This window comes from Mesorhizobium sp. M7A.F.Ca.CA.002.15.2.1 (genome assembly GCF_003998715.1).
In the GTDB taxonomy this organism is placed as follows: domain Bacteria; phylum Pseudomonadota; class Alphaproteobacteria; order Rhizobiales; family Rhizobiaceae; genus Mesorhizobium; species Mesorhizobium ciceri.
In genome coordinates, this window is sequence record NZ_RZPI01000056.1 from 1 (window position 1) to 14,670 (window position 14,670).

The window sequence follows — 14,670 nt, forward strand, 5'->3', positions numbered from 1 at the left end:
CGAGGGCCAGCTGACCGAGACCTTCGGCGTCAGCCGCACCGTCATCCGCGAGGCGCTGGCCAAGCTTGCCGCCGACGGCCTGGTCGAGTCGCGTCAAGGCGCCGGCGTCTTCGTCACCGAGCATATCTCGACGATGTTCGGAGCGCTTGCCGCCGACATGGGAGCCAAGGATTCGATCGCGCTCAACGTGCTCGAGGTACGCTTGGCAATCGAGATCGAGTCGGCCGGGATCGCCGCTATTCGCCGCAACGCCGCGCAGGAGGCGGCGATCCAGGAAGCCTTCTTCGAATTCGAGCGGCTGCTGCTTGCCAGCGAGCCGACCGGCCCGGCCGACCTCGCCTTCCACCGCGCCATCGCCAGCGCGACCAACAACCCGTTCTATGTCGAGATGCTCGACGTGCTCGGCCGGCGCGCCATTCCGTGCGACGTGACCTCGCCCTGGTCGACCGAACTGGCGCAATCCGACAACTACCAGCGCGGGCTGCAGCGCGAACATCTGGTGATCCTCAATGCGATCACATCGGGCGATGCCGAAGCGGCGCGCGAGGCAATGCGCGCGCACCTCACAGCCAGCCAGCAGCGCTACCGCGAACGCCTGCATGCGCGGCAGGCTTTCTATGCCAGTTCGGTCAGGGCCGCCGCCGGCGAATGACCCATTTCAAGTCAGGACGAAAATGAGCCAGAGCCATACCGATTACACATCCCGCTTTGCCATAGACCCGGTTGCCGCCGCGGCGATGGGAACCGATGAACTCCGTCACAATTTCCACATTGACGGCCTGTTCCAGTCCGGCCGCATCAGCCTGACCTACACCCACTACGACCGCATGATCGTCGGCGGCGCCGTGCCGATAGGCTCGCCGCTCCAACTGGAGGCGATCAAGCCGACCGGCACCAAAGGTTTCCTCGACCGGCGCGAGTTGATCGCCGTCAACATCGGTGGCGTGGGCGTCATCACGACCGGCGGCCAACCTCATGAATTGCAGGCGCGCGACATGCTCTATCTCGGCATGGGCACACAGGATGTGTCCTTCGCCTCAGCGGATGAGGGGGCGCCGGCGAAGTTCTATCTGCTCAGTGCGCCGGCGCATCTGGCTCATCCCAGCCGGCTGATCCGCCTCAGTGACGCCAAGCGCCTCGATCTCGGCAGCAAGGATGCCTGCAACGAGCGTTCGATCTTCCAGTTCATCCATGCCGATGGCGCAAAGACCTGCCAGCTGGTGGTCGGCATGACCCAGCTGGCGCCGGGCTCTATCTGGAACACCATGCCTTGCCATGTGCATGACCGGCGCATGGAGGCCTATCTCTATTTCGACCTGGCCGAGACGGCGCGCGTCTTCCACTTCATGGGCGAGCCGGACGAAACGCGCCATATCGTCATGGCCAACGAAGAGGCCGTGCTGTCGCCGGGTTGGTCGATCCACTCCGGCGCCGGCACTTCCAATTATGCGTTCATCTGGGCGATGGCCGGCGACAATGTCGACTACACCGATGTCGACCCGGTGGCGTTGGGCGATCTGCGGTGAGCGACCCCTTCAGCCTTGCCGGAAAACGTATCCTGGTCACCGGCGCCAACACCGGCATCGGCCAGGGCATCGCCGTATCGATCGCACGCGCCGGCGGCACGGTGATCGGCGTCGGTCGCTCGTCGATGGACGATACGGCCAGAAAGATCGCAACGATGGGCGGGCAATTCGAGGCGGTGAGCGCCGATCTTGCCGACACGTCAGCCGCCGGCCCCTTGCTCGACCGCGTCTGGGACGAAAGCGGCCCGCTCGACGGGCTGGTCAACAATGCCGGCATCATCCGGCGCGCCGATGCCGTCGATCTCAGCGAGGCCGATTGGGACGACGTCATGGACGTCAATCTGAAGACGGTTTTTTTGCTCTGCCAAAGCTTTGCCAGGCGTGCCTTGGCCGCTGAGCGGAAAGGCAAGATCGTCAACATTGCCTCCGTGCTGAGCTTTCAGGGCGGCATTCGCGTGGCGTCCTACACCGCCTCGAAGCATGGCGTGCTCGGCATCACCCGGCTGCTTGCCTGCGAATGGGCGCAAAAAGGCATCAACGTCAACGCTGTCGCGCCAGGCTATATCGAAACCAACAACACGCAGGCGCTGCGCGCCGATCCCGACCGCAGCGCCGCTATCCTGGCGCGCATCCCGGCCGGCCGCTGGGGCGAGGCGGGCGACATTGGCGATGCCGCCGTCTTCCTGCTGGCGCCGGCGTCGAACTACATGCATGGCGCGGTGGTGCCGGTGGATGGTGGCTGGCTGGCACGCTAGGTTTTGACGCAATTCCGAACGGAAACCGTTTCACACTTTTCCTGGAATTGCTCTGAGGAGACGACGATGACCGCAAAGATCTTCGCGCATGCCGGCGAGGGCGCCTGGACGGCGACACCGGACGGCAACAGGCGCCGCATTCTCCTGCACACTGACGAGTTGATGCTGGTCGAATTCGGCTTCGACAAGGGTGGCGTCGGCGCCCTGCATTCGCACCCGCACGTCCAGGCAAGTTACGTCGCCGAGGGCCGCTTCGAGGTGACCATCGACGGCCGGAGCGAGATCGTTGGGACGGGCGGGAGTTTCATCGTGCCGTCGGGCCTGGTGCACGGGGTCAAGGCGCTCGAAGCGGGGCGGCTGGTCGACAGCTTTGCGCCGCACCGGGCCGATTTCCTCGGCTAGAGCATTTCACCGTTTCACGGAAACGGCGAGCTGCTCTAACTCTTTGTTTTGACGCAATTCTAGACGGAAAACCGCTTCACACTTTTCCTGGAATTGCTCTAACGAGGGGTAAGAGATCGAGCGGGAATGACCCGCACCCCAGAAAGAGGCGCGGGTCTGTTGCCTGGGCGCTTGTGGCGCCGCGGTACTCAAGACATCACCGCAGGATGAGGACCCTGCCGCACCGTGGTGAAGATAGTCTTAATGCACCGGGGCTGCGTAGCTCGGTCGGTCAGGTGATGTGCCGCAGGAGGCTGAAAAGCCGTTCGAACGTCTTGCCGTAGGGCGGGCGCAGCAGGCTTCCCGCGCTCAGCCGCGACTGCATGAAAACCCGTTTCTCCTTGCTGAAGGTGCGAAATCCCCATTCGCCGTGATAGGCGCCCATGCCGCTGGCGCCGACGCCGCCGAAGGGCTGGTTTTCCTGTACCAGATGCAGCATGCAGTCGTTGACGGTGACGCCGCCGGCAATTGTCTCGCGCAGGATGCGTTGACGGTTGCCGCTGTCGCGGCCGAACCAGTAGAGTGCCAGCGGGCGGTCGGCCCCGTTCACATGGGCGATCGCCTCGTCGATCCCGGTGTATTCTACGATGGGCAGCACCGGCCCAAAGATCTCTTCGCGCATCAGCCGCAGGTTTGCGCCGGCATTGCGGACCAGGGTCGGCAGCAACTTCCCGCTATTGGCGTCAAGTTCCTCGCCGGCCGGGTTGATTTCGGTGACATCGGCGCCGGCGTCACGCGCTTCAGTGACCATGTCGCGCAGGCGCTGGTGGTGCCGATCGCTGATGATGGCGGTATAGTCGGGGTTGTCGCGTAGAGTCGGGTAGAGCTTAGCGATCGCCGTTGCGAGCCTGGCAGCGACCGTGCCTGCTTGCCCCTTCGGCACCAGAAGGTAATCCGGCGCGATACAGGTCTGCCCGGCATTCAACAGCTTGCCGTAGGCAATGCTCGATACTGCCGCGTCGAGGTCGCATGACGGATCGAAGATTGCCGGCGACTTGCCGCCGAGTTCGAGCGTGACCGGGGTCAGGTTGGCGGCCGCGGCGATCGCGACCTGGCGTCCGACCGCGGTCGAGCCGGTGAACAGCAAATGATCGAAAGGCATCGATACGAAGGCCTTTCCCATCTCCGCGTCGCCGCTGATGACGCTGAGCTCATCGGGTGCGAAATGCTCGGCAACAAGTTTGGCCAGCAACGCCGAAAAAGCCGGCGTCAATTCGGAAGGTTTTATGAGCACGTGATTGCCGGCCGCGAGTGCCGCGATGACCGGCGCGACGGCGAGCTGGAAAGGATAATTCCAGGGCGACACGATGCCGATGACACCGAGCGGCTGCGGGATGAGGCGATTTCTGCCGGGCAGGAACGGCATGGTGGTGGCAACGCGGCGTTCGCGCATCCAGCCCCTGAGGTGCGACAGCGCGTGGCGGATGCCGGCACGTACGACGAACAGTTCCGCAAGACGCGTCTCATGCGCGGAACGGCCGCCAAAGTCGGTGTCGATGGCGGTGCAGATGTCGGCTTCATGCCGCTCGGTCAGCGCGAGCAGGCGTTTGAGGCGATCCTTGCGAACGTCAAAGTTGGGGAAAGGCTGCGCCTCGAAGGCGGCGCGCTGCAGGTGGAACCGCTCGCCGAGAACATTCTGTCTGGTCTGCAGCATCACGCCCTCCCTGGCTTGCCGGACGGAGCTTACATCGTGGTGCGTGGCGGAATCCAGCGGGGGTGCAGGTGTCCTAGGGGAAGCCGCTTTCGGATGTGCACGGCATCCGGCTGGCAGGCGCCGATGGCCGCATCAACGACAGGTTCCTGCAAAGGGGGCGTTGTGGTTGGATGACGGCTGCGCTACTCCAAAGCGTCACGCCAGAGAGTCGTCTTGACCGGTTTCCACATCCTCTCCAGTCTACGAAATTCCAGCCCGGTGTCCGCCTGATGCTGATGTCGGCGACGAGCATCTTGGCCATGGACCCCAAGCGGCGCGTTCCGCGCCGCGCGGCCCAGCGGAATTGCGGATGAAGGGCGCTCACAGGCTTGAGGCTGCGTTTGGAGCGGCTGCGCGAAGGGTTGTGCGGGAGTTTCTGCGGTTCGTGCCGCTGTCTCTGAGACAGCGCATGCAAAGACGCACATATGCACGCGCGACGCCCGCCAACAGAATTTTCATTTCGGGCTGCGCACGCAGCGGGACGACGCTGACACAGCGGCTGATGAGGTGTTTCGAGGACATTTTCGTCCATCCGCCCGAAGCGCGATACGCAATGCTGGACATGTTGGACCGGCCGGAATCGAACCTCGTCGTCAAGCGCGATGCGCGCGGTTTTGCGCATCTGGCGAAGCTACCGACCTCCATCGGCTTGATCTATTGCGCGCGCCATCCATTCGACACGCTGACAAGTTCGCATCCGCAAACACGCAACCAGCGTCGGTTCCACGTCACGCCGCAACGCTGGCTGACCGAATACGACGCGCTGATCCGGCTGAAGAAGGCACAACCGCACCGGCAGATCCTTTTCGTCCGCTACGAAGACATGATCGGCGCGCCCGATGCGCAGCAGGACAGAATCGCGCAGTCATTCGGACTGACACCGCGCATTCGTTTCAGCGAGGACCCGGACAATCCGATCCGGGTGGCTTCGTTGAGAAAATGGGAACGGAATGAAGAATTCAGGACCTATCTCGGCGGCCTGCCCCCGGCATTTCTCGCCCGCGTCCAGCGTTTCTGCGCCGAGTTCGGCTATGACATGCCAATAAGCACGCCGACCGTGGACGCGCGGTGATGCAGGCACCGGCGGCCCTCGCGACAGAAGAGCTGGATCCCAAGCGGCGCGTGCTGAAGGACGTGTTCGGCTTCGATGATTTTCGCCCCGGGCAGGCCGATGTCATGGACGCGTTGCTGGCCGGGCGTCATGTGCTGGCTGTCATGCCGACTGGTGCCGGCAAATCGCTCTGCTACCAGGTGCCGGCGCTTGTCCTGGGCGGGCTCACCATTGTCGTTTCGCCGCTGGTGGCGCTGATGCAGGATCAGGTCGCCGCCTTGCGGCTTGCCGGCGTGGCCGCCGATACGATCAATTCCTCGATCGACCGCGATGCCAATATTGCCGCATGGCGTCGCGTCGCCTCGGGCCAGACGCGCCTGCTCTATCTCGCGCCGGAGCGGTTGATGACCGAGCGCATGCTCGAGGCGCTGGCCAGGCTCGATATCAGCCTGATCGCCGTCGACGAGGCGCATTGTATCTCGCAATGGGGGCCGGCATTCCGGCGCGAATACGAGGACCTGTCGCGTCTGCGCGGCATCTTTCCCAGCGTGCCGATCATCGCGCTGACGGCAACGGCGGACGAAGGCACGCGCACCGACATCGAATCCCGGCTGTTTGCCGAGCGCGTCGAGACCCTGGTGCTGGGCTTCGACCGGCCGAACATCAAGCTTGCCATCGAGGCCAAGCAGGACAGCAAGCGCCAATTGCTGCGCTTCGTCGAGCGCCATCCCGGCCGCAGCGGCATCGTCTATTGCCTGTCGCGCAAGAAGACGGAGGAGATGGCGGCCTTCCTCGAGAAGAACGGCGTCACCGCGCTCGCTTATCACGCCGGCATGAGCAAGGAGGCGCGTGACGCCAACCAGAACAGCTTCATGACCTTGTCCGGCGTCGTCATGGTGGCGACCATCGCCTTCGGCATGGGCATCGACAAGCCTGACGTCGCCTATGTCTTCCACACCGACATGCCGGGCAGCCTGGAGGCCTACTACCAGGAGATAGGCCGCGCCGGCCGCGATGGGCGGGACGCCGAGGCGCATATGCTGTTCGGCCTGGGCGATATCCGCATGCGCAGGTTGTTCATCGACGACGAGGATGCGCCGCCCGAGCACAAGAGGCGCTCGCATGGCCGGCTCGACACGCTGATAGGCTATTGCGAGACGGCGCAGTGCCGCCGCCAGGTGCTGCTCGGCTATTTCGGCGAGGAAGCGCAGCCCTGCGGCAATTGCGACACCTGCCTCGACCAGGCACCGCGCGCCGATGGCGGAGCCGAGGCTCGGATCATCCTGACGGCGATCGCCCAGAGCGGTGAGCGTTTCGGTGCCGGTCATGTCATCGACATCCTGCTCGGCCATGAAACCGAGAAGGTGCTTGCCAGGAACCACCAGAGGCTCACGAGTTTCGGCAGTGGTCTGGCGCACAAGAAGGATTTCTGGCTATCGCTGATCCGGCAACTCGTCGCCGGCGGGTTCCTGATGCCGGATCCGGCCGGCCATGGCGGCCTCGCCATCGCCGAAAAGGGTCATGCGCTTGGCCGTGGCGAGGTGCCGTTCCATTATCGTGTCGAGGTACGCAGCCGCGCCTTGCGCGGCAAGATGCGCTCGGGGCAGGATCTCGGGCAGTCGGCTGTGGACACCGGGCTACTGGCCGCGCTCAAATCCTTGCGCCTGCGGCTCGCCAAGGAGCGCCAGGTGCCGGCCTATGTGGTGTTCTCGGATCGTACGCTGATCGACATGGCCGAGCGCCGCCCGCACGACCTCGACGCCTTCGCCGAAGTGAATGGGGTTGGGGCGGCAAAGCTCAAGGAATTCGGCCAGGTTTTTCTGAGTGCGATTGCCGAGCACCGGTCGGGTGAGGCGGCCTGAGGTCAGATCAGCGACTGGTCACGCGCCGTGAAGCAGAGGGATCTTCGGAGAAGGCATCCGTTCCGAAACCTCCTGTGCCGCCGCCGCCCATTCCTCCACCGCCCATGCCCCCCAGGGACCGATTAGTTCAACGTTTTCTGGCCGGCCGGTCGACAGATCAGGCCCAGACTGAGGCGTGCATCGACTTCATGGCCGAGCATTTGCAACCGCAATAGATGCCGCTGTCCGCTTGCAGGCACCTATCCACTGCAAGCGTCGCGGGCGACCCGCCGGGCGTCAGTCGCGCGATGTGGACAGTCCCGCGAGAAGCGGAGCGTAGGCGGCGAGCCTGCGGGATACGAACTCAGTGAAGAGCCGCACGCGCTTCGTCTTGCGTGTCTCCCCATGCGTGAGAAGCCAGAGCGTTCCGTACAGGTGCAGGTCGGTGCCCGGCACCCTCACCAGCAGGGGGTCGGCATCTCCGACGAAGCACGGCAGTGTCGTGATCCCGAGACCTTGCCGTACGGCAACGATCTGCGCCTCGGCGTCCGTGATCCTGAATGGAACTCCCGTGGTGCCAACCTCACCCGCGCTGGCCCACTCTGGAATTCCATGAACGCTTATGACGATCCACCGGATGGGATCAGGTGCGCCCGCACGCCACGCGGCCAGGCGATCGCGGGACATGTAGACGCCGCCAAACACCTCCGCTCCCTTCAGTCCGTGAAGATTGAGCGGCAGGTTTTTGCGGTCGTAGACGACGCGGATCGCCACGTCGGCCTCTCGGTTGGTCAGATTTGCCAGCTCGCCGGACGACAAGATTTCCATCTCGATGTCTGGATGCAGGTGCGCGAAATCGGCGAAGTCCGGCATGAGCAGGTGCGTCGCGAGGGGCGGTGCCAGCGTCACCCGCAGAAGTCCGCGTACGCTCTGGTCGCGCCCGAAGACGCGCGTCTCCAGCTGGTGCGACGACGCTTCCATCTGGTTCGCGAGCTCGAGGACCTCCTCGCCCGCAGCGGTCAGGCGGTAGCCCGAAGGCCGCTTTTCGAACATTTGCGCCCCGAGGCGTTCCTCAAGCTGTGCGATGCGTCGCAGCACGGTCGAGTGATTCACCCCGAGCTGCGCGCCGGCAGCCCGCACCGAGCCTCCGCGTGCGACGGCTAGAAAGTAGCGAACGTCATCCCAGTCGATCATGGTGCAATCCGGCACCGCGCGGTGCGCCTTCCAAAGCCCGTATCTAACACATCCTACAGCAGTAGGGGCGGGATATCGTGGCTTGTGTCGACAAGGGCGACGCTATTCCGAACGGCGGACACGGATCGTCGCGGGCTGGCGTCAATCCTGAAAGCGGATCGATTCTGCACCACCGATGTGCGCGCTTCCGCACTCACCGCGCGACCCCGGCGGGCCCATCTAGAGGTTCTCGGGGCGTCCCCGAACGACCAAAGACAGAGCCTGGAAGGATTAAGTCATGGGAAAACTGGATGGTAAGGTTGCGGTTATAACGGGTGGTGCCACCGGCATCGGCCTCGCCGCTGCAAAGCGCTTCATCGAGGAGGGCGCCTTCGTCTTCATCTTCGGCCGCCGGCAGGAAGCGCTAGACGCCGCTGTGGCCGAGCTCGGGCCCAATGCCCGCGCGGTGAAGGGCTCGGTCTCGGATGAGGCCGACCTCGATCGGCTCTACGCGGCGGTGAAGGCCGAGCGCGGAGCCCTCGACATCATCTTCGCCAACGCCGGGGTGGGAAGCCTGCTTCCGCTCGGCAAGCTCACCGCCGGGCACATTGACGAGACCTTCAACACCAATGTGAAGGGTACGATCTTCACGGTCCAGAAGGCGCTGCCGCTGATGGGCGAGGGCGGTTCGATTATCCTGACCGGATCGAGCGCCGGCACCACGGGCGCGCCCGCATTCAGCGTCTATAGCGCGAGCAAGGCGGCCGTGCGCAACCTCGCGCGGACCTGGGCGGAAGACTTGAAAGGCACCGGCATCCGGGTAAACGTGCTGTCGCCCGGGCCGACGGCGACCGAACTCGCGAAGGCAGCGATAGGCGAGGAGGGCTTGAAGGTCTTCGCCTCGATGAATCCGCTTCAGCGTATGGCCGATCCAGCGGAGATCGGGGCGGCGGCTGCGTTTCTCGCGTCGCCCGACAGCAGCTTCATGACTGCCAGCGAGGTCGCCGTCGACGGGGGCTTGGCGCAAATCTGACCCGCTACGCCCCGCCGTTCATTCCATTCGATATCCCGAGCCCGCAGGGCCTGGTAAACTGAAGGAGAGTATACATGAGCTACGCAATTATCGGCTTCGGCAAGATCGGCCAGGCTCTTGCCAAGGCATTTGCCCGCAAGGGCCTCGAAGTGTCCGTGGCAACCACGCGCGACCCGGAAAGCTTTGCATCCGACGCGGCCGCGATCGGACCCACGATCATCCCGAAAACACTGGCGGACGCCGTCAAGGCGGACATCATCTTTTTGGCTGTCCGCTTTGAATCGCACCCGGATGTCGCGAAGGCGCTGCCAAGCTGGGAAGGCAAGACGATCATCGACGCGACGAACGTGTTTCCAGTCCCCGAAGAGCTGGACGGTCTGCCGTCCTCCGCCTTCGTCGCGAAGGCGTTCACCGGCGCCAAGCTCGTCAAAGGCTTCAATCACCTGATTGCGGCCACCCTGGCTGCCGATCCGATCGTCGAGGGCGGGCACCGGGTCGTCTTTCTGTCGAGCGACGACGAGGACGCGATCGCTCCCGTGGCGGCCTTGGCCAGACAACTCGGGTTCGCACCGGTCAAGCTGGGGAAGCTCAACGAGGGCGGCACGCTGGTGCACGCACGCGGCCGCACTTGGGGCCAGCTGATCTTCCAGGACCTGTTCAAGAAGGAGCAGTAACGGATTTATCGTGCGCCGACAGAGTGGCAGGCGTTCGATGCCGGCCACATCGTCGGCAAAGAGCCAAGCGCGCGAAGTGACATGCTTGAAAGCTTACATCTGCCTGGGATCCTTCGGCCGACATGTGCCTGCCACCCAGGAATCGTAGTTGCAATAGCTGATGTCCCAGCCGGCATCGCGTCTTTTGAAAGTTGCCTCACGACCGCCCGCGCGGATGGGTCCGAAGCCACCCCAACTGCCATCCGAGCCTTTGTAATTTCCCATGACGCGATAATTGCAGTTGTTCACGACGACGTTGCCGTCCATCGACACGCATGCCGATGCAACAGTGGCAAGGCTGAAGAAAGCTGCGATGGCGAGAGAGGCTTTGCGCATCGTGGTCTCCTAACTGGGTTCGGCGAACCAACCGTTACGAGATCGTGGGCCGGGCCTCTTCCCCATTTGGGCTAAACCGGCTGGTAAATTCACGGCGGCATGGCTGCGCTTGCGGACAGAAGCGATGTGCGGAGATGCCGAATGGGCCTGCCCATCGCCGAAGCTTTACGGCCTCCGCGAAGGCCAGAGTGTCCCGGCTCGAGCGGCTCTATCGCCGCCTCTCTACCAGATCCGCAAGATTTGCCGGAGGTTAACGGTAGACAATGAGCGGCCGCAACTGTGTCTCTTTCCGGCCATTTTCTTCAGTCCTGGTTCGGCCCAAAGGCCATATGTCAGGGGGATCACTTTTCAGGGGCAGGCCAGTTCCGCTCGACGGGCAGTGAGAGGCGGAATGTCGACCCGTTGACGTCGCTGGCGGCCAGTATGAGACCGCCGCCATGCTGCCGGGCGATCTCGCGTGAAATGTAGAGCCCTAAACCGGAGCCGTTTACCAGTTGGCCCGCGGCGCGATAGTACCTCATGAATATGAACTCGTGGTCGTCGGGCGCTACGCCAGAGCCCTGATCCGCCACGTGTACAAACGCCACGCCCTGCTCAGTCGACAGCCGGATCGTCACAGAGCTGGTCACCGATGAGTATTTCAGGGCGTTCTGGATCAGATTTTGTATCACAATCTCCAGCAGGTTGCGGTCACCTTTCACAATCACTTCATCGCCGTGAGTGAAGCTAACACGTCCGGCCGCAGCATCATCCAATCCCGCTTCGGCGGCGCGCAAAACCTCATTCAGGTCGAACATCTTGATCCTGGGAAGAGTTTCGTGCCCGCCATTGAGCCGGTCGAAGGCTAGGACGTTTTCAATCAGCGATGACATCCTTTTGACGGTCTGGCGGATCCTTGTGGTGCGCAACTTGATATTGTCGGCGCTTTCACCTGCAGAAGATGACAGATTGTCGGCGGCGGCAGAGATGACGGCCAACGGGCCGCGAAACTCATGAGATACCAAGGCCACAAAGTCCCGCTGCTGAGCCAGAGCATCGTTGGCGGTGTCCAGAGCCTGCCTGAGCTTGAGTTCAAGCAGGTGACGTCGATCCACTTCCACCATGAGCGAGGTGTTTCTTTCCCCAAGCTCAGCGGTCCTTTCGCGCACCTTGATAGTCAGCTCCTGCTCGGCCAAGCGCGACACTGCGATGACGCGGTCCTTTTCCTCGCTCAAGCTGCGCTCGGCAAGCCGCGTTCTCTTCGCGACGGCCGCGCTGAGCAACGCCAGGTGAATCACGGTCCCGCCGGCCAAGAATCTGGACAAAGAGCCATCCAGTTGGAACGGGTTGGCCCCAGTATACATCATCTGCATCACCAGCATGACAGAGATTACGCTCAAAAATGCAATCGCCGACAGCAGATATTGATACCGTCGCCGCACAATGAGCAGATAGAGCACCAGCAGCGAAATGAAGATGAGAGACAGCTGCTGCAGTCGCGATACGAAAAACCCGACGTCGCCGTAGCGTCCCACAATCGCAAAAGCCAAGGCGATGCCATTGAGCAGTACAACGCCCTGGGAGATGCGCCACGCCCAGATCAATTGGCGGTGAAAATCAAACAGTCTAGATAAAAATAATATCAGCACTATACTGTATAAGCAAACGATAATACCCCAAATGAGGTGTATGGTTTTCGGCTCTAGAGACCTCAGAATTTCGGATGCGTATCCCATGTGGAAGAGACTTATTAGCCCAGACTCTATGATAAACAAGACACACAAACAATATAGACAATGCGGCGAATAAATGAAATCGAATGGTATCAGATTGCTGCATGGGGTCCGTAGATGATCGGAGAAGGCTACAAGCATGGCGTTATCGTGATCTCCCCCCTTGTTTATCTTGTCGATGACGACAGGGATTTCCGCGAGGAGATGGTCTTCGGACTATCCAGATTGGGCCTGAACGTACATGGATTCCACAATGCTGCCGCCCTCTACCGAGCCTGTGCCGCCAAGCCGGCTGAAATCGTCATTCTCGACATTGGCCTGGAGGGCGAAGACGGCCTTTCCATAGCTACCCATTTGCGGGCCTTACAATCGGTCGGGATCGTCATGGCGACGGCCCGGAGTTCCATCGACGACCGGCTCAATGGTCTTGAAGCGGGCGCTGACGCTTACCTCGTCAAACCCATTGATGTTCGGGAGCTTGCTGCCACGGTGATGGCGGTCAATGAACGTCTCAACAGGCGCCGCGCCCCTTCGTCGTCTCCGGCCCCACGATGGGCCCTCGAGGAAGGCGGCTGGGTGCTTACCGACGGCATGGGCCATCGCCTTCGCTTGACCACCTCGGAACGGCACTTTTTGGAACGCTTGTTCAGTGAGCGTGGCAAGACCGTCGATCGCCGCGCGCTCGTCGAAGCCATGGGCGCAGACATCTATGACTTCAACTATGCCCACCTGGACACCATCGTGAGCCGGCTGCGTCGAAGAGCCAAGAAATCCGACATGCTTCTCCCCTTGCACGCAATTCGCGGGTCAGGCTTCGCCTTCCCCGATTAGAATGATCGTGCCGACCCTGTCCAGAGAGAAGATTGCCGATCTCATCAATTTGGAAGATGACAGGGAAGGAATTCGAGAAGCATCCTCAAGCGACTGACAGTAAGTGTAAGGATATGACAGTTACTGCGATTGTGAATAATCGCGAGATTAATTACTTCAAGGAAAGGGTTGGATAAATCCGCATTCGTTAGATGGCTCGCATTCTATGCATAATCGAATAGGAATGTATCGTGCGCATGGCGAGGTAGATAACGAGGGCGGCGGTGCGCAGAAGGGGTGCGGGATGCGGCAGCATAAGAGAATTTTATTTGCCAGTTGTTCTATTCTAACGTTCGCATCCATCTATGTCGCGATTACCCCCGCGCTAGCCGGGGCGCCAAGCAACGAACAACTCTATCAGATGATTTTGGACCTGCAGCGAAATCAGAAGCAGATGGCGCGCAAACTTGAGGCCGCCTACGCCGAGACTGCTCAGGTTAAAGAAGAACTGGCCACCCTCAGGGGTTCGGTGGCCCAGAGTCGCGAGATGGCTGCGCTATCCTCGGTTGAGAGGCGCATGTACCTGTCAAATCCGCAATCCGACACTCGTGCCGTTGCCGCGCCCAATGTGCGTGTCGGATTCGGCGCGGGAACCAACGGTAACGACCCGTATGCCTTTACCGACGGTTCCGTGGCGCTCCCGCTCGGTGAAAAATACGGCTTCCAGGTCGATGCGATTGGTGGCGTGACGCCAAACAGTAACTTCACAGGTGCCGCCGCGCATCTGTTCCGCCGTGATCCGAAAGTTGGGGCGCTGGGTCTGTATGGAAGCTACCTTCACGGCGGAGGTGGTTACGATGATGGTGGAGTTCTTGAAAACGGTTATGTCGAAGGCAAGCTCGGCGTTGAAGGCCAGTACTATCTGGGCCGGGTCACGCTTGAGGGACTTGCCGGTATAGAATGGAATTCACTTGAAGAGGACGTCAGCCCGTTCGCCGAAGGCAGGGTCGGGTACTATCCTACGGATAACTTCAAGGTTAATGGCGGCCTGCGTCATCGCGACGCCTTTGGTGGTAGAACGCAACTTGTTGGCGGCGCCGAGTACCTGACCGAGTTCGGAAGCGGGATAGCGACTTCTATCTACAGTGATTTCAGCTTCGATCTGACGAACAGCGACGTCTCCTCAAGCGGCGATTTTTCTGCGATGGCCGGTTTGAGATTCCACTTCGGCACCAATGGCGATCGAAGCGCCCCGAAGACAGTCTTCTGCAAGGATCCGGACCAGAATTTCGAGTGCGCGGTCACGGATGGTCAGAACGATTATTATGCCGACAAGCCAGGTCGTTCCTTGATTCAGCGTGATCGTGGCGACTTCCTTCCATCGCACATCGTAAAAGACGTTGGCAACTTGCCGACGCCTTCCACCAATGTTTGGGGACAGCCGGGGGCGCCTGGCGCACCCGGCGAGGCTGGTACGCCTGGAGTGCCCGGCGCGTCTGGACCTCCCGGCGCGCCCGGCGCGGAGGGACCTGGCGGACCTGCTGGGCCTGTCGGACTGCCCGGATCGGACGGGACACCTGGAGCGC

General features: G+C 62.0%; 13 protein-coding genes and 1 pseudogene. 10 read left to right on the forward strand and 4 right to left on the reverse strand.

All coding sequences use genetic code 11. The annotated features are described in order from the left end of the window. The 4 genes from ENZ74_RS05775 to ENZ74_RS05790 form a co-directional block, all read left to right on the forward strand. Window positions 1–652: FCD domain-containing protein (locus ENZ74_RS05775; RefSeq protein WP_164760956.1), on the forward strand; the 652-nt coding region annotated here is incomplete at its 5' end. Between the two features lie 22 nt (window positions 653–674). Further along, entirely contained in the window at window positions 675–1,526 is an 852-nt protein-coding gene (kduI, locus tag ENZ74_RS05780) for a 5-dehydro-4-deoxy-D-glucuronate isomerase (RefSeq protein WP_063169449.1), read from the forward strand. After that, entirely contained in the window at window positions 1,523–2,281 is a 759-nt protein-coding gene (gene kduD, locus ENZ74_RS05785; RefSeq protein WP_063169448.1) for a 2-dehydro-3-deoxy-D-gluconate 5-dehydrogenase KduD, read from the forward strand. Before kduI ends, kduD begins: the two co-directional genes overlap by 4 nt. 66 nt (window positions 2,282–2,347) lie before the next feature. Next, the gene (locus tag ENZ74_RS05790; protein ID WP_063169447.1) at window positions 2,348–2,683 is read left to right on the forward strand and encodes a cupin domain-containing protein; all 336 of its coding nucleotides are present in this window, start codon (window positions 2,348–2,350) and stop codon (window positions 2,681–2,683) included. Between the two features lie 271 nt (window positions 2,684–2,954). Here the strand turns inward: ENZ74_RS05790 and ENZ74_RS05795 are convergent, their stop codons facing one another. After that, window positions 2,955–4,376, reverse strand: a complete 1,422-nt coding sequence (locus ENZ74_RS05795; RefSeq protein WP_063169446.1) for a coniferyl aldehyde dehydrogenase — start codon at window positions 4,374–4,376, stop codon at window positions 2,955–2,957. Between the two features lie 448 nt (window positions 4,377–4,824). On the opposite strand from ENZ74_RS05795, the gene ENZ74_RS05800 reads away from it, so the two are divergent. Both ENZ74_RS05800 and recQ read left to right on the forward strand, forming a co-directional pair. Beyond that, window positions 4,825–5,487, forward strand: coding sequence for a sulfotransferase (locus ENZ74_RS05800; protein WP_244514242.1), 663 nt, complete (start codon window positions 4,825–4,827; stop codon window positions 5,485–5,487). Then, complete coding sequence (recQ, locus tag ENZ74_RS05805; RefSeq protein ID WP_063169445.1) at window positions 5,487–7,328, forward strand: DNA helicase RecQ; 1,842 nt, start codon at window positions 5,487–5,489, stop codon at window positions 7,326–7,328. Before ENZ74_RS05800 ends, recQ begins: the two co-directional genes overlap by 1 nt. Before the next feature lie 276 nt (window positions 7,329–7,604). Here the strand turns inward: recQ and ENZ74_RS05810 are convergent, their stop codons facing one another. Continuing rightward, the gene (locus tag ENZ74_RS05810; protein ID WP_063169444.1) at window positions 7,605–8,501 is read right to left on the reverse strand and encodes a LysR family transcriptional regulator; all 897 of its coding nucleotides are present in this window, start codon (window positions 8,499–8,501) and stop codon (window positions 7,605–7,607) included. Window positions 8,502–8,778: 277 nt separating this feature from the next. Between ENZ74_RS05810 and ENZ74_RS05815 the strand changes: the two genes are divergently transcribed. After that, window positions 8,779–9,513 (forward strand): SDR family oxidoreductase, encoded by a 735-nt coding sequence (locus tag ENZ74_RS05815; RefSeq protein ID WP_063169443.1) that lies wholly within the window; start codon window positions 8,779–8,781, stop codon window positions 9,511–9,513. Window positions 9,514–9,587: 74 nt separating this feature from the next. Then, the gene (locus ENZ74_RS05820; protein WP_013529054.1) at window positions 9,588–10,187 is read left to right on the forward strand and encodes an NADPH-dependent F420 reductase; all 600 of its coding nucleotides are present in this window, start codon (window positions 9,588–9,590) and stop codon (window positions 10,185–10,187) included. A gap of 93 nt (window positions 10,188–10,280) precedes the next feature. On the opposite strand, the gene ENZ74_RS05825 is transcribed toward ENZ74_RS05820, so the two are convergent. Both ENZ74_RS05825 and ENZ74_RS05830 read right to left on the reverse strand, forming a co-directional pair. Beyond that, window positions 10,281–10,562, reverse strand: coding sequence for a hypothetical protein (locus ENZ74_RS05825; protein WP_063169442.1), 282 nt, complete (start codon window positions 10,560–10,562; stop codon window positions 10,281–10,283). A 341-nt stretch (window positions 10,563–10,903) separates the two neighbouring features. Continuing rightward, window positions 10,904–12,145, reverse strand: coding sequence for a HAMP domain-containing sensor histidine kinase (locus ENZ74_RS05830; protein ID WP_244514241.1), 1,242 nt, complete (start codon window positions 12,143–12,145; stop codon window positions 10,904–10,906). A 246-nt stretch (window positions 12,146–12,391) separates the two neighbouring features. Here ENZ74_RS05830 and ENZ74_RS05835 point away from each other — a divergent pair, with 246 nt between their 5' ends. Beyond that, window positions 12,392–13,105 (forward strand): response regulator transcription factor, encoded by a 714-nt coding sequence (locus ENZ74_RS05835; protein ID WP_063169440.1) that lies wholly within the window; start codon window positions 12,392–12,394, stop codon window positions 13,103–13,105. A gap of 223 nt (window positions 13,106–13,328) precedes the next feature. Then, window positions 13,329–14,670 (forward strand): annotated as a pseudogene (locus ENZ74_RS35670) (hypothetical protein); the annotation flags it as partial.